Raw genomic sequence first — 19,398 nt, forward strand, 5'->3', positions numbered from 1 at the left:
CATGCACGACCGGCCGCAATTTTGGGTGCGGCGCCGCGATGAGTACGGTCGGTAACCCGCACGGGAGCGCCGGCCTAGTCCTCGGCGGGCTCGCCGGCGTCGCCGGCGCGTCGTGGATCCTACCTTGCCACCGGCGCGGGGCTGGGTCCCGCCATGCGCGGGACGGACATGACCGGCGGCGGCATGATACCGATGGCGCCCGGGTGGACGCCCGGCTACGCCGCGCTGATGCTCGGCATGTGGACCGTCATGACGACGCTCGCCGGCCTCGTGGTGGCGGCCGTCGGAGTCTACCAGTTGACCCCGCTCAAGCGCTTGGCTCACGGATGAGCGCGCGCAGGAGCAGCACGGCCGCGCCCTTGTCGAGCGGCTCGTTCAGGTTGCCGCACTTCGGGGACTGAATGCAGGAGGGACAACCGGCCTCGCAGGGACACGAGTCGATCACTTCGAGCGTCCGGGCGAGCAGGCCGTCCAGCAGTTCATACCCCTTCTCCGTCACGCCGACGCCGCCGGGATAGCCGTCGTAGATGAAGATCGTGGCGCGGCCGGTCTCGGGGTGCACCGGGTAGCTCACCCCGCCGATGTCCCACCGGTCGCACATCGCAAACAGCGGGAGCAGGCCGATCGCGGCGTGCTCGACGGCGTGGATGCCGCCCGCGAGATCGAGCCCGCGGTCCTCGACGTCGCGGGCGAGTGACGGCGGAAGGACGAGCCACAGCGCGGTCGTCCGCAGTTCTTCCTCCGGCATGTCGAGCGGATGCACGCCGAGGACCGTCTCGCTCGTGAGTTGCTTGCGGCGGTATTCGACGACCTGCTGCGTGACGCGTACGTCCCCAAAACAGGCGACGGCACCGGTGTCCCCGCCGGCCGGCCGCGAGGCCCGCTCCCCGAGGATCGCAAGATCCGTGAGCACGCGGGCCTCCGTGTAGTAGCCGCCGTCGTTGCGCTCGACGAGCGCGAGCCGCGCCTCCAAGTCCAGCCGGGCCACCCGGTAGGCCTCGCCCTGGTGCAGGTAGATCGCCCCCGCGTGCACCTGCTCGAAGGCCCGTGAGGCATCCACGGTGCCGATGAGCCGACGCGATGTCGCCTCGACGATCCGGTAGGTGTCGCCCGACGCCGCCCGAATGTCGACGTGCCGCGCCGGGTACGTCCCGCTCCGCAGGTGCCACTTGTCGCGGCGCCGCACCAACTCGCCGAGCCCATCGAGGGCGGTCGCGACTTCCACCATGCGCGGCCCAAACAGCGCCCCATCGACCGGCGCAAGCGCAAGCTCGGCCGCGGCGCAGCGCAGGTGGGCGGCGAGAATGTACGGGTTTTCGGGGTCCACCGTGGCGTGCTCAACCGGCCGCCCGAAGAAGTACGCCGGTCGCCGCATCAGGTACTGGTCGAGCGCGTCCTCGAGCGCGATCAGCACCGCGAGCGCCTCCCCGGTGCCCCGCCCCGCCCGGCCCGCCCGCTGCCAGACGCTGGCCATCGTCCCCGGGTAGCCGACCATCACGGCGGCGTCGAGGGCGCCCACGTCGATCCCGAGCTCGAGCGCGCTCGTGCTGACGACGCCGAGCAGGTCGCCGCGAAAGAGCCGCTGCTCGATCGCCCGCCGTTCCTTCGGCAGGTACCCGGCCCGGTACGGGCTCACGCGGGCGGCCACCTCGGGCTGCTCGGCCAGGGCGTCCGTCGCGTACCGATAAATCAGTTCGGTGATCTTACGGGCCTTGGCAAACACGATCGTGCGCACGGCCTGCCGGACGAGCGAAGCGAACAGCCAGGCGGCCTCCGCGTACGGACTGCGCCGCCGCATCTCGGCGCGGCCAACCACCGGCGGATTCCACAGCACGAAACGGCGAGGCCCGCGGGGCGCGGCGTCGTCCGCGATGAGCCGCAGCGGCCGGCCGGTGAGCCGCCCGCCGAACTCCTCCGGGTTGGCGATGGTCGCCGACGTGCAGATCACCTGGGGATCGGCGCCGTTGACCCGGCAGGCCCGCCACAGGCGCCGCAGCACGAGTGCCACGTGGCTGCCGAACACGCCGCGGTACACGTGCATGTCGTCCACGACCACGTAGCGCAGCGAGCGGAGGAACGGCCGCCACCACCGGAAGTGCTGCGGGAGGATCCCGACGTGCAGCATGTCGGGATTGGTGAGGAGGATCCGCCCCGCCTGCCGCAGCCGGCGGCGCTCGTCGGCCGGCGTGTCGCCGTCGTACGTCCCGTAGACGAGCCCGGGGAGCAGCGAGCCGAACTCGCCGATCGCATCGGCCTGATCCTGCGCGAGCGCCTTTGTCGGATAGATGAACAGCGCGCGGGCGTCGGGATCCCGGACGAGCGTCTCGAGGACGGGCAGCAGGTAGCACAGCGTCTTGCCGCTCGCGGTCCCGGTCGTGACGATGACCGACGCCCCGTCGCGCGCCGCGTCGAGCGCCGCCGCCTGATGCGCGTAGAGCCGGGCGACGCCGCGTTCGCGAAGTGCATGAGCCAGCGGCGCGGGGAGGGGCCGCGCCGGGTCGGCATACCGCCCCGGTCGCGCCGGGAAACTCTCCTCGTGCACAATCTGGTCGCGGTAGCGGGGATCGCCGCGGAGTTCCTCGAGGACGGCGGCGAGGTTCATGTCGTGCTGTTCGGGACGGAGCGGTTGGACGCCTCGCGGACGCTGCCGCCCGACCGGCGACGACAGGCGAAGCGCGTTACGTCAATGGCCGGCGAACCTGAACCCCACCGGGAGCAGGATGGAAACGACGAGCAAACCGAGGACCCAAAAGAACTGCCGGTCCATCCTCGCAAGGAACTCGCTTCTGAGGCTAATCTCGATCCGGTGCATCTCGCCTTGCAGGCTGCTCTCGATGCCGTGTATCGCCCTTCCGAGCCCTGCGATCTCCGCGCGAACTTGTGCGAATCCTCCCCACCCAGTATAACATCGGCCATCCTGGAGCGTGATCACGGCATGAGTGTAGATAAAGGCGCCCTCACGATCGCATCCTCTCGACGGTGATCAAACGATCTTGTAGATCTCGGCTCAAGATTTCAAGAGCGCGCCGCTCGAGCACAAAGACGGGCCGCACCCGTTTGACCCAACGAAGCGCGGCCCATCGAACTATCGTCGCCTGGGCTCTGTCACCGCCGCCGAGGAGCCGGAATGCCAAGGCGGAATCGACTCGAGCTTCGGCAGGCCGGCTGCCACGGCACACCACCCGCACCCGGGGGTCGTCGGCGCCGCCGCGGTCGAGGAGAGCGTCAACAAACGCGCAAAGTATCGATCGATCATCGTGGACGCCGTCATCCTCCAGATCGCCTGACTGGGCGGCTGCCATGGACGACGGTGCGGCGGCGACGGCCCCGAGTGGTGACGGCGCTGGCTCCAGAGGTGCCGTCACAGGGAGAAGCGGCCTCGAGAACGGGGCGCAATCAGACGACCGCCCTGTCTTGCGCCACTGCCATACGAGACGGTGCCGGATCGCGATGTCGATCGTGTGCGGCGGGACATCCGGGACAAGTGCACGATACTCAGGCCGCGCGTGAAACGGCGGACACCACAACCGCGCCGGCGGAAGCCGGGGACAGCGGACCACGATCTCGTCCTCGAATGCGTCGACACCTTGGAGAGACTCGGGACGCCGCAGCGGCACTTCGATGGCCCGCGTCTGCTCGCTCTCCTGTCTGCCCGCGCCTCCCCACCCTCGACTCCGTGACACTTGGTTGACGACCGCTGTGCCGAGCGCACGGCTCAGCCGCGCGGCATCCGGGTCCGCCAACGACGGAAAATAAATCTTGCTGACGAAGTTGGCCGTGATCGCCGCCCACCCGGCCGATCCGTATACGGCCTCCCCCTGCGCGTCGCTTTGCACGGTCGCAAAGATCGCCACGTCGCGGCTGCGAAAGGTTGCGAGGTGGTCGGCCAAACCCGGGAGCGGGCCCCAGGCAGGCAACTCCTCAAGCACAAACAACACGGGAACTGTGTGCTCCGGTCCGCGGGGGAGCAGCAGAAACGCGGCCAGCGTGCGCATGAACACGTGGCACAATACGCGGAGCCGGGGCAGCGCGGCCTGAGGTACGCCGACAAGCAGCAGCGTGGGTTCACGCCGCAACCGCGCCAGATCGATCTCGTCCCACGATCCCGCGGGATGGCCCTCCACGGTCGCCCGCGAGACGCGTTCGTCCGCCCACGGGTCAAGGCGCGCGGCAATGCCCTGCAGGATGCCCGCTTGATCCTTCGGCAGCATTGCACGGTACGCGCCAAGGCGGAGCGCAAGATTGGAGGCCTGAGGGTGGCGGCGGGCGTAGGCGGACACCGCCTCAGGGCCGGCTTCGGCCAAGGCGCGAAGCCGGCTCACGGAGCGGCCTCCCTCGTCTGAGCACAGCGCCCATGCCAGCACCGCACAGACATGGCGTTCCGCACCCGTCCAGTACGCAGGATCGGCTTCCTCGCTCGGACCGTCGGGAAACAGCTGTACGGCGAAGTCATATGCGGCGGCGAACGACCGGCACGCCGCGAGCGGATTCCATCGCAGTGTGGCGGAGTCGAGCGGCGCAAAGACGAGCACGTCACGGCGGTTGCGCCACCATTCGGGTGCAGCACCGGCAAGACTGTCGCGCTCGGCATACTTCAGATCAAATGCCACCACGGAGACGCCGGCGCGGGCCGCCTCGAGCAGAACGGGCAGCGTGAGCGCCGTGGTCTTGTGCGCGCCGGTAAGACCCGTCACAAGAACGTGCCGGGCCAGATCCGCGTTCGGGAGACAGAGCAGCGGCCCCCGCAGAAGCCGCGGGACCGGCGCGTCCGACAGCCGTCGCCACGCCCCGACCGCGCGCGGCCAGGTTGGGAGGTATCCCAGCGGAAACCAGGCGGCCTCCGTCGGACGGAGCCGGGCCCGCAGTTCACTCCTGCGCGCGAACCGCGCACCGGGGCGCACTGTCTAGCGCACGAACGGAATACCGTACCCCTCAGGCACCGCGCGGAGCGTCACGCCGCACCGCCACCCTTGCCAAGTAATGAATGCGAAGACGGCGTACCCGTCTCTTTCGTAGGTCGCCAAATCGGCGATCAGGGGGGCCCACGCTTTCACGGATTCGAGGAACGGGTCACCCGGCGTGCGCAGGCTCGAGGACATACGCATGAGATCGTCGTGCTCACCGGCCTCCCCGCGCCCTGTCTCCCGGACCGCGGTTGAAAGCCGCGCCGCAATGTCTGGGAGTCGCGCGAGGCGACCCTCATTCGACGAGAACGCGCCGGGCGGCGACGCCGCCGGGCCGGTCACGAGAATCATGACGGCGCCTGGCCCGGGACAACCGTTCCAGAAATAGGGGACAAAAGGATACACATCGACGTCGACCGGGGCCTCCGGCCAGTGACGCGCGATCTCAACGCGCCCCGCGGCCCCGTCGACGAACGACAGAACCGCGGCCGTGGACCCGGCCGGGTGAATCTGGCCCCGAACCGGCTCCGCGCCGTCGCACAACAGGCACAGCATGGCAACAACGGCAACCAAGCCGGCCGCGCGACGCGTCTTCGCGCACGCCGAGAGTCGGGCGCGGCGGTTCAATGCCAGGACCTCCGGTGACCGCGCAACGGGGTGGCTTCCTGGGCGCCCCCGTGCCCGCTCGCGCCTGCCGGCGGCACGTCGAGCGGGATCACGGCATCGGTCACGTTGACCTCCGGAATCCGGTGCGCCGCCCGGATGTACGAGGCCGCGATCTGGCTGCGAAGCCACATCGGACCTGCCAGAACGGCGTCGCCGAACGACGCCCCCTCCACGAACTGCCCAACGAGCCTCTCCACTCGCAGCATCGCGTAGACGCCCACGCCCGTGCCGACCAGCATGAGAAACAGCAACGCGGTAAGACGCCACAACAATGACCCGAGTGCCACCGGGCCCACGTCCGCCGGCGGAACGGGCAACGCCGCCGCGACGTCACGAAACGGCACAATCACCGCAAGATACAACGTCGCCGCGTGGACCACTCGCACGCAGAACACGACGAGGCCGACGCGAATCACGATCAGGGCCCACCTGGCGGTCCACCGCTGGGTGGACGGAGTCCCGAGCAGCGCGACCGCCAGCGGCGCCAGGAACAAGGCAAGCAGCAGCGTCAGGTGCGCGAAGAACAGAATCCCAAGATAGACGGCGGCGCCGACTGCGAACAGCACAACGCCCAGGCCGGCGCCCGCAGCGAGCACGGCTATGGCCCACGGATAGGCGAACCACGCGGACGATACGCGAAGCATCTGTTCAAACTGCGGCACCAGCGTGTCCTGAACAAACTGCACCCACGTCTGACCGATGAGCCCGTTGAGCACGGCGGCCCCCGCGCTCCGAAAGGTGTCAAAGCCCAGGAGAATCACGCGCGTGAGACCGCCGATGCCGGAGAGCAGTCCTCCGGCAAGAACCAAGCGGGCAAAGGCGCCGACGAGGTCAGGCTCGCGGCCGGGGCGGATCGAAATCGCGACGTGGCCGAGCCACAACACCGACAGGACGGCCCACGCGAAACGCATAACCGACTCTGTCGCGCCGGTCGACACGAGCCACGTCTGGAAGGCTGAGAAGACCTCCCCGATACCTCGCTCGATGCCGGTCACCGCGGCCCTTCAGTACAGCGGATCGAGCCGAATCTCGGCGCCGGGCTCTCCCGCTCCCGCGAGCAGCTGCCGGAAGAGCGCGGCGCCGCCCCGCGCGGCATCGGCCACGCCGAGGCGGGCATCGAGGGCGCGACGGTCCCGCTCCAGATTGCGCTCCGTCAGCACGCCGATCGTGCCGGCGAGTGCGCCCATCTGTCCGCTCAACTGCGCGGTCTGCTGGAGCAGTCCGGTGATGCGATCCGCGAGGGCGACGCTGAGCGCGGCCTGGTGTCGTAGGCCGGCGCCCATGCCGGCAACCAGCAATTCGATGCCGGCGCGCGCGCTGGGCAGCCCCCGCGCATCGCCGATCAGCTGGTCGCCGGTTGCCTGCGCGGCATCGGCGGCCGCCGGCAGCGCCGGGTCCCGGACCGCCGCTACGGCGACCGCGGCGGACGCGCGAATGGCCACTTCGTGCTCGACGGCGCCGGAGATCACTTGTTGGTCTGCGGCGACGATCGTGCCCGCCTCGTGGGAAAGCTCGGGGCTGTCCGCGATCTCGGCGGCGCGGCGTGTGCTGGATCCATCGGACGACGCCGGCACGCCGACCTTGGCCAGGGCGGCTGCGACAATCGCCCGCCATTGCTCGGGCAACGCGGCAAGCTCCGCCACGATGTCGGCGGGCCCGGCGCCCGCCGGAGAGTCCGTCGGCAGGGGCACGACGATCCGCGTAAGCGTCCCGGCCGCGGCCTGACGAAGCAGCTCGACCCATTGCGCCAAACGGTCCACGCCGTTCTGCAAGGCCGCAAGGGCGGCATGCAGCGACGCAGCCAGCGCGCCGGGATCGAGTGGACCGGTCGCCGGTGCCGGGGGCGCCGTCACAAACGGTACCGGCGCGGGCACCGGTGGCGGCCACGGCAGGAACTGCATCGGCGCGGACTGGGCGGAGACCGCGCCCGCACCGGCCGGGGCGGCGGCGCTCAGGGCGCAAACCAACACGACGGCGATCGCAACAATCCTATGCATGGGGCCTCCGTTGGTCCGCAAGACGTTCGATCGCAGGCCAGACGCCGATCTCGGCTGCGAGCCGGTCGCGCTCGCGGCGTTCTGCCGCCGTGGTCGTACCGATGAGGTAGTCTTCAGGAATCTCGCGCACGGAAACGACGCCGCCCTCGCGGCCTTCCATGAGATCGAGCAGGATCAACACCTCGTTGTAGACGCCGCGGTGCTGCGTCAGCCCCTTCCAGAGCGCCCGATGCTGATCGTTCAGATTTAGGATCGGCGCGACACGGTCGACATCGGCGGCGCGGGTCAGGATCTTGAGCGGTGCGTTTTCGAGGATGCCGCGCGCATGCTCGTTCTCGAAGTCTCCCAGTCGCTGGCTGATCGCCATGATCCCGGCCCCGAACTTTCGGAAACGCCGGAACATGCCGACGAGCGACTCGGCCGCGACTCGATTGAGCAGCGCGGCCCACGTTTCGTCGCTCACCACATATTTGAGCCGGCCCGTGTCCGCGCGGACCCGCTGATAAATTAGGTAGTTGGCAAGAAGCGCGACGATGGGCGCCAGCTCGGGATACTGTTCGTCGAGACCCTCGGTATCGAGACAGACAATATCCGCGCGCAGGTCGACGGTGGACGGCCGATCCAGGAGCCGGCCGTAGAGACCGTCCCCGCACCAGAGGTCAAGACGTGCCGCGATGTCCCGGGCCATCCGCCACTCCTCGGGTCCGGCGTCGTGTCCGCCCCCCTGTTCGAACGTGCGGAGCGTGTGGACTACGTCGTGGAGAAACACCGGCGCGGCGGCGGCCCGTGCATAGGCCTGGCGGAGGGCGGTATCGATCACCGCCATCTCGCGCCGCCCCGGCGCGTCGTCCGGCTCGGCGACCATCAACGCCACCAGGCTGCGAAGGAGTCCGAAGTGCGCCGTATCGGGCTCGTGCTCGCCGGGAAGCAGCGCAAACGGATTGATGGATACGTCGGCCCCGGGGTCGACATGCACGTGCTGCCCGCCGTACACATCGCAAAACGTCCGGTACGCGCCGCCCTTGTCCACGATGAACACGATCGGATCCAAGGCCAGGAGACGCGACAGCCAGGCAAGCGCAAAATGGGTCTTGCCGCCACCGGACTCGCCGACCACGATCGCGTTCCACGAAGGCAGGCGGGGATCAAACGGGTCGAGCGCGACGAGCGTATGCGCCCGCGTCGTGAGCAGACAAACCGGACGCGCGGCGCCCCGCCAGGGAGAGGAGCACGGGACAAAATCGGCGGCGTTGCTCGTCAGCATGCGCAGCAGCCGTTCGTTGGGCAGCCCGCTGAAGGGCGCGAGCTGAAAGAACTGCCGCCGGAGGGCCACGGACTCGACTCGCGCGTCGACGCCGGGGATCTGCCGGAAGGCATCGAGCGCACGGCGGGCCGCGTCGCGGGCTTCTTCAGGGCTTCGCTCCTGCACGAGAACGGCCACGCCGACCCGCACGACCCGCTCACTCGTCAACTGAATCAGATCCAACGCGCTCGAGACCTGCTGTTCAACCGCGCGGGCATTGGAATCGCCGCCGTCCTGAGCCAGAACGGCCTGACGGCTCAACCGGCTCTTCAGTTCGAGACGCTTCAATTGATCCGACCTGCGATCGTTCCATACCTCGACGATCAGCCAGTAGGTTCCCGGCAACTCGAGCAACGGTACCACCGTGTTGGGCGTCGTCGGTCGATCGGGCAGGAGGTCCATGGCCACGACGGCATGCGCGTGCCCGTCCATCCAGAGAAAATCCCAGCGCCGGTACAGATCCGAACGCACGACGGCGGTTCGGAGCGACCCGCGGCCCAGCGAGGGCGAGGCGGCAAGCAGATGCCTCGGAATCTCCAAGTCGAGATCGGTGGGCACGGGCGGCGGTTGTTCGGTTCGCTTTCGTCCCGGGTTGAAATAGCGCCACATCGTCGCCACGAGCGCGGCATCGCCCAACGGACGCGCATGGAATCCGCATCGCGCGCAATGCGTCACCATGGCCTCACGCAACGCATGGAGCTCGACTTGATGAAGCCGGTAGGTCGCCGTATCGATCGATCTCCACCAACGGCGGGCGCGGCGCGGCGGATGGTATGAGAGATCGAACACCAGCCGGTAGTTGACGAGGCGGCCGGCATCGTGCGCCTTGGCAAGTGCCGCGGTGCGCCGGCGGTGCAGGTCTCGGACGCGGTCATGCCGGCTCTCCGCGACCGCCGAGTACGCGCGCAATACGTCCCGACAGTCGTCATGAACCTCGAGGAGAATCCGGAGGCACTCGCCTTCCGGCACGGCCGCATTGAGCAACGCGCGCAATTGGTCGTTACTCCGCGATAATTGCGCGGCGTCCCAGACTTCCGTGCCCGGCAGGGTGACGGCGAAGCCGAGGCGGTAACTGCCGTCGCGCAATATGACCGCGCCGTCTCGAACCATCCAATACGGCAATTCGCGCGTGAGATTGCCGGGCAATTCGAGCGGCGACACGCGCGTGTTCAACCGACGTAGGGATTGGCGTCCTGGTCCGCGGCCAGAACGTAGGCGTTCGGCTCGCCGAGAAACTCCACAAGATGGCGGAGGAAATGCCGCGGTGCCCGTTCTCGCACACGCCGCCATGCGAAGAACAACAGGCCGGTGGCGGAGACGGAAACCGCGGCCTCGGCCCGCGGCCAACCGAACGCCTGCCCCACCACCAGATCGCTGAGCCGGGACAGAACGACGAAAGCGATACCGAGCCCGAACCAATCTTCCAGCTCGACTCCAAGAAACGTAACCGGCGCATCAAGCTTGCGGTACACCGGGTGCCGGGGCAGCATGCTTCACCTCCCGCGGCCGGCCGGGCGCGTCCAATGCCTCCGCGCTCTAGCCATGAATCATGCGGATGATTTGACCGCCGAAGAACAACACGACAGAACCAATGATGACCCACAGCGCGTTGCGAATGCCGTTGCGATGATCGGCGATGATAACCGCTCCGGCCACGAGGAGAGCGGCCGTGGCGTAGGCCAATCCGAACGCGCCGGAGAGACTCAGTGCGGCCTGATTGAAGAGGTTCGTGAGGGGCGCGAACAGATCACCCGACGGTACCCCCGGCGTCTGGGCGTCCGCGCGGGCGGCAACGCCGGACACCAGTATGAGCGCGAACGCGCAAGCGGCGTACCGCATCTCATGGCGCCTCCGTGATGAGAATCACGCATGACGTCCCCGCGGGAATCTCGACCGTCTTAATCGTCCCGGACGCCTGCGCCCTCAAGGTCTCGGCGAGACGTGCGGCCACGTACGTCCAGCCGGGAGCGGGTGCGCCGAGCGACACCTGCTCCGTGCCGTCTGTTACGGTAACTTGTCCGGCGTGTGCGAGGGCGGCGGCGTAATCGGATGCCGCCTGGAAGACGGCGCCGATCGCGGCTGCGGCCGCGGCCCGGCGGCGGATGACGACGCGGCCCGGCAATCCCGCCGATAGCCGACCGGGCTCAAGCGCCACACCGCGGAGCGGGGCCGTGCCCGGCACGGGGAGGCTGCCGGGCGGCGGCATCAACTCTACCCGGGAGCCGTCTGCGTCCGCCGACTGAAACGAGAGCTGAATGCGGTCGTCCGGTCCCGCAACGGCTCGACCAAGCCACGCCGACCCATCGGTCACACCTTCCGCCACAACCGGAACCGGCGGAGCGCCGGGCGCCACCACGACTCCGGTGACGAGACGCGCCAACAGCCGATCGCCGGGCCTGCGCACCCCCGGCCGCTCAACACCGGCGGCGATTCGCGGCCATGCCGGAGGCGAATCCGGGGCATCGGCGGCGCCATCGCGGGCATAGACGACGGGAGAGGCCGGTGCACTATCGGCGCCACGCACCCGTGTGTCACCCGGCACCGCCCGGTTGAAGACGATCGCGGGCGGCGGACCGCCTGCCGCTTCTCGGCCGAAAGGGAAGGGCGGCAGCGGCAGCGCCGGCACGGGCGGCAACTGCGGCGACGGACGGAGCGGCGGGGGCGCAGGCATGTGCGATAGCTTTGTCCGGCCAACGATTCGGCGGCGTTCCGTCCCCGACTGCCGCACGGACGGCTGCGGAATCGACTCCGCCACCAACTCCAATGCAGCGGGTTTTGCGCGGGACGCACGCGCCGCCGGCCGTGCCGCCGATGCACTGTGCGACCGATGCAGCAACGCCGAGCATCCCCCCACAATCAGCATGACCGCCGCAAGCCCAATCGGCGCCGCCGCCGCCAACCGGCGCTTGGCGAGGAGCCGGTCGCCCGCTTCACTCTCGTATTCACCCCACCCGAAGACCGCGCGACGCAGTGCGGCGCGCCGATGCCGCCGATGAAGAGTCCGCTCGCTGTCGAGCTGGATCTGGGAGCCGGACAGTTCGCTCAGCACCTGCGAGTAAACGTCCGGCGCGTCTTCGGCGAGCCGCGCGAGCACCTGCGGCACGGCGCCCGGCGAGAGATCAACGGTAGCTCCGAGCACCGCCCGAATCCGCGCCTCGGAGTGCGGGGCGAGCGCGATTTCCACGACCGCCTCCCATGGTGTCAGGATATGTACATATGTTTAGATGTGTGCACCTGCCAATATACTCCACCCCCGATTCCCGTCAAGAGGCGAACACATGGTCTTGGACGAACGTGGAAGGCAGAATGAGTTCCCCCCTCACGGACGACCGGCGCCTTCCGCCCGATGCGCTCCGCCGCACCTGCGATCCGGCGAGCCTCGGGTTTGCCACGACCCGCGACCTCAAGCTCGACGGCCCGATGCACCTCGTCGGGCAGCCGCGGGCGGTGCGCGCGCTCGACTTCGGGCTGCGGGTGGACCAGCCCGGCTACAACCTCTTTGTGAGCGGGCCGCCCGGGACGGGGCGCATGACGTACACGCGCTCCGCGGTCGAGGATGCGGCGCGGACCGGACCGGTCCCGCCGGACTGGTGCTACGTCCGCAACTTTGCCGCGCCGAGCCAGCCGATCGCGATCTCGCTGCCGTCCGGGACCGGCCGGAAGTTCCAGCACGACGTGCAGGAGCTCATCACCGAGATCCGCGAGGGGCTCCGCCAGGCGTTCACGAGCGAGATCTACGAGCGCCGGCGCGCGGAGGTCGTGAAGCGGTACGAGCAGCGCGTCGCGGAGATCTGGGAAGGCCTCGAGGCCACGGCGCGGACCAAGGGCCTGATGCTCCAGCGGACCCCGACCGGGATCGCGACCGTCCCGGTCGACCTCCAGGGCAAGCCGATTCCCGAAGAGGTCTTCAACCAGCTCCCCGAGGCCGACCGGACAAAGTTGCAGCAGCGCACCGGGGAAATCGGGGACGCGGTCACGGAGGCCCTCCGGCAGGTGCGGGCGCTCGAGCGTGAAGGGCGCGACGCCCTGCGCCAGCTGGAGCGGCAGACGGCGCAGTACATGATCGACGCGCCGGTGGGCCGGCTCCGCGACCAGTACGCGGACCACCCGCGCGTGACCGCGTACCTGGACGCGGCCAAGCAGGACATGCTGGACCACCTTTCCGAGATCACGCAGACCGGCGACGAGGAAGGCCAGACGCCGCAGGTGCAGCTGCCCGGGATGCCGCGGCGCGATCCGTTCGCCCGCTATCAGGTCAACCTGCTCGTTGACCACGCGGAGACGAAGGGCGCCCCGGTGATCTTCGAGACCAACCCGACCTACTACAACCTCGTCGGCCGCGCCGAGCTCCGCGTCGAGTTCGGCGCGCTCGTGACCGACCTCACGATGATCAAGCCGGGGGCGCTCCACCTCGCGAACGGCGGCTATCTCGTCCTGCACGCGCGCGACGTGCTGACGAGCCCGTTCGCCTACGAGGGGCTCAAGCGCGCGCTGCGCAGCCGCGAGATCCGCATCGAGCCGCTCGGCGAAGCGGCGGGTATGCTGCCCACGGCGACGCTGCGGCCCGATCCCGTCCCGCTCGACCTCAAGATCATCCTCGTCGGCACGCCCTACATCTACCACCTGCTCTACGCGCTGGACGAGGACTTCGAGGAGCTGTTCAAGATCCGCGCCGACTTCGACGTGACGGTGGAGCGCACGCCCGAGACCATCCGGGAGTACGCGCGGGCCGTCGGCGAGATCGTGCGCGGCTGCGGCCTCTGCCAGTTCGACGCGGGCGGCGTGGCCGAGATCATCGACCACAGCACGCGCATCGCCGGCGAGCAGGGCAAACTCAGCACGCGCTTCAACGAGGTCATGGAGATCGTCTTCGAGGCGGCCGCCTGGGCCACGCAGGCCGGGCGCGACGTGGCGGCGCGCGACGACGTCCGCCGGGCGATCGAGGAGAAGGTCCTCCGCAGCAACCTGATCGAGGAGAAGATCCGGGAGCTCATCGAGACCGGGACGATCATGGTCGACACGCAGGGCCGGGTGGCCGGCCAGATCAACGGGCTCTCCGTGCTCGCACTCGGGGACTACATGTTCGGCCAGCCGAGCCGGATCACGGCGCGGGTCTTCGTGGGCTCCCGCGGCGTGGTCAACATCGAGCGCGAGACGCAGATGTCGGGGCGCATCCACAGCAAGGGCGTGTTCGTGATGGCCTCGTTTCTCGCGAGCCGGTTCGCCCAGCAGGCGCCCCTCAGCCTGTCGGCGTCGCTCACGTTCGAGCAGCTCTACTCCGACGTCGACGGCGACAGCGCGAGCTCGACGGAGCTCTACGCGCTCCTGAGCGAGCTCTCCGGCCTGCCGATCGATCAGGGCATCGCGACGACCGGCTCCGTCAACCAGCGCGGCGAGCTGCAGCCGATCGGCGGCGTCAACGAGAAGATCGAGGGCTTCTACTACACCTGCAAGGCGAAGGGCCTGACCGGCGGCCAGGGCGTCCTCATCCCGCAGCAGAACATCCGCAATCTGATGCTGCGGGGCGAGGTCGTGGACGCCGTGCGCGCCGGCCGGTTCCACGTCTGGGCCGCGCGGACGATCGACGAGGGCATTGAGATCCTGACGGGCGAGGCGGCCGGGGCCCCGGACGGCGACGGCAAGTACCCCCCGGACTCGATCAACGGCCGCGTCCAGGCCCGCCTGGCGCAGCTGGCGCGCAGCCTGCAGCTGTCCGGCGCGGACCGGCGGGACGGCACACCGGCGACGATCATCGTCCCCGCGGCGCCGGCGCCGCCGCCGGTGCCGGGTCCGCCGCCCGGTCCTCCCGAGCCTCCGCCCCCCGGCGAACCGCCTGGGCCCGGCACGCCGCGGACGTCCCGCGGCCCGGCCTCAGATCGCTGACCGCCGGCTCGGCCCCGGGCGGCGGTGGGCCACCTTGGGAAGGGCGGCCGCCCGCCGGGGTCCCCAGGAGCCCGAGAGCAACTGCCCGATCCGCTCGTAGATCCGCCGCAGGCCGCCGGTCGTATTGGGATCGTCGGCGTCGCTGCGGGTCAGATAGTCGTGCAGCACGCAGAGAATGAGCCCGGACGACATCCGGTTGAGCAGCCGGCGCCTGGCGCGGGCGATGGCCTCCAACTCGACCACCTGCTCTTCCAGCACGTCGTCGTCGAGGTCTTCGCCGGCGCGCTGCCGGCGCGCGTGCACGAGCTCGTGCAGGACCGTGAACTGCTTTTCGGGTTCGGGCAGGCCGGCCTCGACCCAGATCTCGTTGCCGTCCTCCCCCATGTTGAGCAGCCCGTCAAAGGTCGTATCGGGGCTGAGCGGGATGTCCGTCAGCTGACGCGCAAGCGTGCGGAACTTCCGGAGATACTTCTCCCGAATGACATACGAGCGCTTCGGCAGCCGCGTCACGCGGGCGGCGCGCTTCCAGGGCCGAATGAGACCGACGGCGCGGCGTGCCCGCCGCCTCAGGCGCACGGCGGCGGCCCGTGTCGTACTCGACATATATCCTCCTGTTGCGAAACAACCTGATGCGGTGGTGTACCGGGCGAAACGTGGGCCTCGCGCGGAATGTTCCAGATCCCATAAGGGGACCTGCGATCACACGTTCGTTTTTCGGCCCGCGGCCCGCACCCGATCTTTTCCCAGGGGCACGCCGTGCCCATAACCCGCCGTTGATCGCCGCCGGCTTTGCAGGCTCTCGCCGTCGTATGCTAATGTGGGGGCGGCCCCGATCGTCTAGGTCGGCCTAGGACATCGGCCCTTCAAGCCGGTAACGCGGGTTCAAATCCCGCTCGGGGCACCATCGAACACATGCGCGGCCTGGGGCCGCCGCGCCGTCGCGGGTCCGGGGGGCCGCGTGTTCATCGAGATACTGCTCGTTTCCAGTTTTGCGGGGGTCGCCGGCGCGCTGCTCGGGCTCGGGGGCGGCATCATCATCGTCCCCGCCCTCACGCTCCTCATCGGCCTGCCCATCCGGTACGCGATCGGGGCCAGCATCGTCTCGGTCATCGCCACCAGCAGCGGCGCGGCCGCGGCCTACGTGCGGGGTGGGATCGCCAACCTCCGGATCGCGATCGCCCTCGAGGTGGCGACGACGATCGGGGCCGTCTCCGGCGCGTTCCTCGCCGGGCACGTGCCCGTCCGGGCCCTCTACATCATCTTCGGCCTGCTGCTGGCCTACTCGACGGTCGCGCTGCTCGAGCGGGTGAAACTCGAACTGCCGGGCGAGGTCCCCTACGACCCCCTGGCGGGGCGGCTGCAGTTCCGCGGCGACTACTTCGACCACGTGCTGGGGCGGCGCGTCGCCTACACGGCGACCGGCGTGATCCCCGGCGCCCTCATGATGTACGGCGCGGGGCTCATGTCGGGGCTGCTGGGCATCGGCAGCGGCCTGTTCAAGGTGCTCGCGCTCGACGTCGTCATGCGCCTGCCGATGAAAGTGTCGACCGCGACCAGCAACTTCATGATAGGCGTGACGGCCGCCGCGAGCGCGGGCGTGTACTTCGCGCGCGGCGACATCCATCCGCTGGTGGCCGCGCCGGTGGCGCTCGGCGTGCTGGGCGGCGCCTGGGGCGGGACGCACGTCATGGAACGCCTGCGCAGCACGACGCTGCGGAAGCTTTTCGTTCCGGTCCTCGCCGTCGTCGCGATCGAGATGATCTTGCGCGGCCTGGGAGTGTAGCGGCGTGCGCGAGCCCCTCGCGGTGACGGAGGCCCAGGGCAAGGTGGACATGACCGGCCGGGTGCTCGGCACGATCCTGCGCTGGGGGGTGCTGTGCTCCGCGGCGATCATCCTGCTCGGCGTGGTGCTGTTCGTGGAGCGGCGCGGGCTCCGCGTCATCCTGCTGGCCCCGCGCGGCATCCCCGTCGGCGCGGAGGACGATCCCCGCACCCTGCATCAGCTGCTCACCGACTTCGAGGGCAACGCGCACGTGCCGACGGCCGTGACCGACATCGGCCTCCTCACGCTCATGGTCACGCCGGTCCTGAGCGTGATCGTCTCGCTCGTGGCGTTTGCGCGCGGGCGCGAGTGGACCTACGTGCTGCTGGCCGCGATCGTGCTGTGCATGCTCGCGCTCGGCACCGTGATCGGACGAATCTAAAAGGAGGGGACCGGCCCACGCGAGCGCCCGGGCCACTAAAGCATTCGTCCGCTCTCGGCTGACGCTACCCGCCGCGCCTGACATACCCAAGCCGCCGAAGCGCCCGAACGAGCGTTGGCCCGTCCAAATCCCCCGGCAGCTTGTCGGTCACGCGGGGATGCGCACTTCCTCGATCGTCACCTCGGTGTCGTCTGGGATGGGGAGCTTACGATGGCGGAGTGAATCCACGTACAGGTGGATGGCGTCGGCTGCATTCGCGAGCGCTTCGTCCTGCGTCTCCCCCTGCGTCACGATGGCCGGAAGGCCGGCACGGTGACGGTGAACCCGCCCTGATCGTTCCGTTCGAGCACCACCTTGTACCGTCTCGCGTCGCCCATACCATCACCCGGCTTAGTCTACCACAGTGCGTCATCCACTCTCCCTGGTCCGGCCCCGGCGGTCTGGCCCTACCCGAGCAGGAGCGCCTGCAGCAGCACCACCGCGCCCGCGGCGCCGGCGATCATCCCGCCGTACAACAGCGGCGGCCGGCGGACGATCGCCGCGACCGAACACAACACGATCCCGACCTGAAACGACGCCACCGCGCGGCCGAACCGTTCGTGAAGCGCGTCGTACCGCTCGGCGACCTGCTGCGCGCGGTCGCGGCGGCGCTCCAGCGCCTGCGCGTCTTTGCTGATCTTGGTCTGATCCGAGGTGTACCGCGTCACTTCGCGGTCGTAGCGGGCCGCCAGGGCGGCGGCCCGCGGCGTGCTCTGGAGGCGCAGCACGTCGCGCTGCACTTCGAACACGTGGCGCTTGATGCCCTTGGCCTGATAAAACGCCCACTGATCCGACGCTTGGTTCTGCAGCACCGCGGCTTCCGTCAGGCTGGCGAGCGAATCGTGGACCGCCTTGCCGCCGGCGAAACTGGCATAGGCCGCCAGCACGGCGAGCAGCGCGGTCGTGATCGCGACGGCCGTGACGAGCCAGCGCGGGTGGCCCTCAGCCGGCTCGCCCTTCGACTCGACTTCGAACCCCTCTTCCACTGCGCCTCCCGGCCGCGACGGACCTCCGTCGCGGCGCGACCCCGGTGACGGCGGTCGCGACTCGATCGTTTTTCCGGGCCGCGCGCGCGCACTCCTGCGCATGCGCGGCGAAGTACCGGCGGGTGGTCTCGATGAACCGCGCGAGGGCCGCCGACACAAACGCGTCCCGGCGGCGCACCAGCATGATCGTCACCCTCGCGTCGTCCGGCGGCAGCGCGTGCAGGGCCACCCGGCCCTCGGAGGCCGCGCGGGCGGCGACGGCTAAGGAGGCGTCACGATGCAGGCGGCCCGGTTGACGGTTCGGGATGTGCGCGCGCGTCCGGTCAATGTGCCGGTCGATCCGCCGCTCGAGACGGCGAGTGGCACGATCGGCACGGCACCATTCGTGCTGATCGACGTCCTCACGGAAGAAGGCGTGACCGGCCTGGGGTACGTGTTTTGCTATACCACGACGGCGCTGCACCCCACGGCGCGCCTGGCGGCCAACCTGGCGGATCTCCTCCGCGGCGAGCCGGCGATCCCCGCGGTGGTCGAAGGGCAACTGCAGCGGCATTTTCGCCTCCTCGGCCCGCAGGGCCTCACCGGCATGGCCGCCGCCGGCGTGAACATGGCCTTGTGGGACGCGCTCGCCAAGGCCTGCCGCGTCCCGCTCGCCACCCTGCTCGGCGCGGCGCCCAGGCCGGTGCCGGCGTACGCCAGCCTCCGCGCCATGAACCCGGAGCGGGTCGCGGCGGAGGCGGAGGCGGCCCTCGGCGCCGGGTTCATCGCGATGAAGTTGAAGGTCGGGAGCGGCGATCTGGCCGCGGACCTCGCGGCGATTCGCGCGGTCCGGCGCGTCGCCGGCGATCGGACGGCTCTGATGGTGGACTACAATCAGTGCCTCACCGTCCCGGAGGCGATCCGCCGCGCCGCGGCGCTCGACGGCGAAGGCCTCGCCTGGATCGAGGAGCCGGTACAGGGGGACGACGACGCGGGGCACGCGGCGGTCGCGCGCGAGGCGCGGACGCCGATTCAAATCGGCGAGAACTGGTGGGGACCACGCGACACGGCCAGGAGTCTGGCCGCGGGCGCGTCGGACTGCGTGATGGTGGACGTCGCGAAGATCGGGGGGGTCGGAGCCTGGCTGCGCGCCGCCGCGCTCGCGGAGGCCGCCGGACGTCCGGTGTCGAGCCACATCTTCCCGCACGTGAGCGTCCATCTGCTCGCGGCCGCGCCCGCCCGCCACTGGCTCGAATACCTGGACCTCGAGGCCCCGCTGCTCGCGAGACCGCTCGCGCTCGAGCGCGGGCACGCCCTGGTACCGTCCCGTCCCGGCATCGGCCTCGAGTGGAACGACGAAGCCGTGAAGCGGTTTCTCGCGGACTGAGCGCGGCCGTACCGCGCGCCGGACGGCGGGACGCGGGGAGTCCGGCGCCC

Annotated in this window: 19 protein-coding genes and 1 tRNA gene; 7 read left to right on the forward strand and 13 right to left on the reverse strand. The window is 69.7% G+C overall.

The window, feature by feature from the left end; all coding sequences use genetic code 11:
- Nucleotides 1-153: 153 nt before the first annotated feature.
- Nucleotides 154-330, forward strand: coding sequence for a hypothetical protein (locus VGZ23_00250; protein HEV2356042.1), 177 nt, complete (start codon nt 154-156; stop codon nt 328-330).
- On the opposite strand, the gene VGZ23_00255 is transcribed toward VGZ23_00250, so the two are convergent.
- Entirely contained in the window at nt 308-2,602 is a 2,295-nt protein-coding gene (locus tag VGZ23_00255) for a DEAD/DEAH box helicase (protein ID HEV2356043.1), read from the reverse strand. The two genes, VGZ23_00250 and VGZ23_00255, sit on opposite strands and share 23 nt — an antisense overlap.
- A 3-nt stretch (nt 2,603-2,605) precedes the next feature.
- On the opposite strand from VGZ23_00255, the gene VGZ23_00260 reads away from it, so the two are divergent.
- The gene (locus VGZ23_00260; GenBank protein ID HEV2356044.1) at nt 2,606-2,983 is read left to right on the forward strand and encodes a hypothetical protein; all 378 of its coding nucleotides are present in this window, start codon (nt 2,606-2,608) and stop codon (nt 2,981-2,983) included.
- Here the strand turns inward: VGZ23_00260 and VGZ23_00265 are convergent.
- From VGZ23_00265 to VGZ23_00300, 8 genes are read right to left on the reverse strand one after another with little or no spacing between them, the layout of a single operon-like run.
- Complete coding sequence (locus tag VGZ23_00265) at nt 2,958-4,901, reverse strand: type IV secretory system conjugative DNA transfer family protein (GenBank protein HEV2356045.1); 1,944 nt, start codon at nt 4,899-4,901, stop codon at nt 2,958-2,960. The two genes, VGZ23_00260 and VGZ23_00265, sit on opposite strands and share 26 nt — an antisense overlap.
- Before the next feature lie 3 nt (nt 4,902-4,904).
- Nucleotides 4,905-5,531: a hypothetical protein gene (locus tag VGZ23_00270; GenBank protein HEV2356046.1), complete on the reverse strand. Its 627-nt coding sequence runs from the start codon at nt 5,529-5,531 to the stop codon at nt 4,905-4,907.
- Nucleotides 5,528-6,565 carry a hypothetical protein gene (locus tag VGZ23_00275; protein ID HEV2356047.1) on the reverse strand — a complete coding sequence of 346 codons (1,038 nt, stop codon included), beginning with the start codon at nt 6,563-6,565 and terminating at the stop codon, nt 5,528-5,530. Before VGZ23_00275 ends, VGZ23_00270 begins: the two co-directional genes overlap by 4 nt.
- A 9-nt stretch (nt 6,566-6,574) precedes the next feature.
- Nucleotides 6,575-7,567 carry a hypothetical protein gene (locus tag VGZ23_00280; protein ID HEV2356048.1) on the reverse strand — a complete coding sequence of 331 codons (993 nt, stop codon included), beginning with the start codon at nt 7,565-7,567 and terminating at the stop codon, nt 6,575-6,577.
- Nucleotides 7,560-10,031 carry a TraC family protein gene (locus tag VGZ23_00285; GenBank protein HEV2356049.1) on the reverse strand — a complete coding sequence of 824 codons (2,472 nt, stop codon included), beginning with the start codon at nt 10,029-10,031 and terminating at the stop codon, nt 7,560-7,562. The genes VGZ23_00280 and VGZ23_00285 overlap by 8 nt, the downstream gene beginning before the upstream one ends.
- An 8-nt stretch (nt 10,032-10,039) precedes the next feature.
- Nucleotides 10,040-10,360: a hypothetical protein gene (locus tag VGZ23_00290; protein ID HEV2356050.1), complete on the reverse strand. Its 321-nt coding sequence runs from the start codon at nt 10,358-10,360 to the stop codon at nt 10,040-10,042.
- Between the two features lie 46 nt (nt 10,361-10,406).
- A complete protein-coding gene (locus VGZ23_00295; protein ID HEV2356051.1) occupies nt 10,407-10,709 on the reverse strand; it encodes a TrbC/VirB2 family protein in 303 nt (100 codons plus the stop codon).
- Nucleotide 10,710: 1 nt separating this feature from the next.
- The gene (locus VGZ23_00300; protein ID HEV2356052.1) at nt 10,711-12,054 is read right to left on the reverse strand and encodes a hypothetical protein; all 1,344 of its coding nucleotides are present in this window, start codon (nt 12,052-12,054) and stop codon (nt 10,711-10,713) included.
- 122 nt (nt 12,055-12,176) lie between these two features.
- On the opposite strand from VGZ23_00300, the gene VGZ23_00305 reads away from it, so the two are divergent.
- Nucleotides 12,177-14,753, forward strand: a complete 2,577-nt coding sequence (locus VGZ23_00305; GenBank protein HEV2356053.1) for an AAA family ATPase — start codon at nt 12,177-12,179, stop codon at nt 14,751-14,753.
- Here the strand turns inward: VGZ23_00305 and VGZ23_00310 are convergent.
- The gene (locus VGZ23_00310) at nt 14,742-15,356 is read right to left on the reverse strand and encodes a hypothetical protein (GenBank protein ID HEV2356054.1); all 615 of its coding nucleotides are present in this window, start codon (nt 15,354-15,356) and stop codon (nt 14,742-14,744) included. The genes VGZ23_00305 and VGZ23_00310 overlap by 12 nt on opposite strands.
- 223 nt (nt 15,357-15,579) lie before the next feature.
- On the opposite strand from VGZ23_00310, the gene VGZ23_00315 reads away from it, so the two are divergent.
- The 3 genes from VGZ23_00315 (at nt 15,580) to VGZ23_00325 (ending at nt 16,957) form a co-directional block, all read left to right on the forward strand.
- Nucleotides 15,580-15,657, forward strand: a tRNA-Glu gene (locus VGZ23_00315).
- Between the two features lie 54 nt (nt 15,658-15,711).
- Complete coding sequence (locus VGZ23_00320) at nt 15,712-16,536, forward strand: sulfite exporter TauE/SafE family protein (GenBank protein ID HEV2356055.1); 825 nt, start codon at nt 15,712-15,714, stop codon at nt 16,534-16,536.
- Between the two features lie 4 nt (nt 16,537-16,540).
- Nucleotides 16,541-16,957 (forward strand): DUF1634 domain-containing protein, encoded by a 417-nt coding sequence (locus tag VGZ23_00325; GenBank protein HEV2356056.1) that lies wholly within the window; start codon nt 16,541-16,543, stop codon nt 16,955-16,957.
- A 147-nt stretch (nt 16,958-17,104) separates the two neighbouring features.
- Here VGZ23_00325 and VGZ23_00330 read toward each other — a convergent pair whose 3' ends face one another.
- The 3 genes from VGZ23_00330 to VGZ23_00340 form a co-directional block, all read right to left on the reverse strand.
- A complete protein-coding gene (locus VGZ23_00330) occupies nt 17,105-17,248 on the reverse strand; it encodes a hypothetical protein (GenBank protein ID HEV2356057.1) in 144 nt (47 codons plus the stop codon).
- 155 nt (nt 17,249-17,403) lie between these two features.
- Nucleotides 17,404-17,982: a DUF4337 domain-containing protein gene (locus tag VGZ23_00335; protein HEV2356058.1), complete on the reverse strand. Its 579-nt coding sequence runs from the start codon at nt 17,980-17,982 to the stop codon at nt 17,404-17,406.
- Entirely contained in the window at nt 17,939-18,211 is a 273-nt protein-coding gene (locus VGZ23_00340) for a hypothetical protein (protein ID HEV2356059.1), read from the reverse strand. Before VGZ23_00340 ends, VGZ23_00335 begins: the two co-directional genes overlap by 44 nt.
- 48 nt (nt 18,212-18,259) lie before the next feature.
- Here VGZ23_00340 and VGZ23_00345 point away from each other — a divergent pair, with 48 nt between their 5' ends.
- Complete coding sequence (locus tag VGZ23_00345) at nt 18,260-19,348, forward strand: enolase C-terminal domain-like protein (protein ID HEV2356060.1); 1,089 nt, start codon at nt 18,260-18,262, stop codon at nt 19,346-19,348.
- The last annotated feature ends 50 nt before the right edge of the window (nt 19,349-19,398 follow it).

The organism is bacterium, from assembly GCA_035945995.1.
Classification (GTDB): Bacteria; Sysuimicrobiota; Sysuimicrobiia; order Sysuimicrobiales; family Segetimicrobiaceae; genus DASSJF01.